Here is an 851-nt window from a genome sequence, read left to right as displayed (position 1 = left end):
GCCCGGCGGGCACGCCGTACGCGGCCGCCATCCGCCACGGCTCGCGGATCGCCGCCGCGCCACCCGGCAGCGGCACCGGCAGCAGGTGCCCGGCCCGCTCGAACCCGGTGAGGTCGGCGACGAGGAACTCCCCGCCCCACAGCGTGCCGTCCGTGCCGTACCCGGTGCCGTCGAACGCCACGCCGATCACCGGGCCGGCCGACCCGTTGTCCGCCAGGCACGCGGCGATGTGCGCGTGGTGGTGCTGCACGCCGACCAGCGGCAGGCCGCGTTCGAGCGCGTACTTCGTGGACAGGTACTCCGGGTGCAGGTCGTGCGCCACGACCGACGGCGTGATCGCGAAGAGCCGGCGGAAGTGCGCGACGCCCTCCTCGTACGCGCGCAGGGTCTCGTAGTTCTCCAGGTCGCCGATGTGGTGGGAGACGAACGCGCGGCCGTCGCGGGCCAGGCAGAAGGTGTTCTTCACCTGCGCGCCGCAGGCGAGCACGGCGGGGCCGCCGGGCGGCAGGGGCACCGGGGCGGGCGCGTACCCGCGGGAGCGCCGTACGGGTAGCTCCCGGTCGCGAAAGACCCGCGTCACCGAGTCGTCGGTGCGCACGTGGATCGGCCGGTCGTGGGTCAGGAAGGCGCCGGCGATCGCGCCGAGCCGCGCGAAGGCGTCCTCGTCGCGGTGGGCGATCGGCTCGTCGGAGATGTTCCCGCTGGTCAGCACGAGCGGCTCGCCGGCGAGCAGGTGGTGCAGGGGCGTGTAGGGCAGCATGACGCCGATGGACCGGTTGCCCGGCGCGACCGACCCGGCCAGCGGGGCGCCCGCCCGCCGGCGCAGGAGCACGATCGGGCGCCGCGCGCTC

1 protein-coding gene is annotated in these 851 nt (G+C 75.8%); it reads right to left on the bottom strand.

Annotation, left to right across the window (positions count from 1 at the left end; translation table 11 throughout):
- Positions 1-851: Kae1-like domain-containing protein (locus ACFFNX_RS51525; RefSeq protein ID WP_378213831.1), on the bottom strand; the 851-nt coding region annotated here is incomplete at both ends.

The sequence above is a fragment of the Actinoallomurus acaciae genome (genome assembly GCF_042429965.1).
GTDB classification, from domain to species: domain Bacteria; phylum Actinomycetota; class Actinomycetes; order Streptosporangiales; family Streptosporangiaceae; genus Actinoallomurus; species Actinoallomurus acaciae.
The sequence above is the reverse complement of the archived record's forward strand: the minus strand, read 5'-3'. Positions and strand labels throughout refer to the sequence as shown.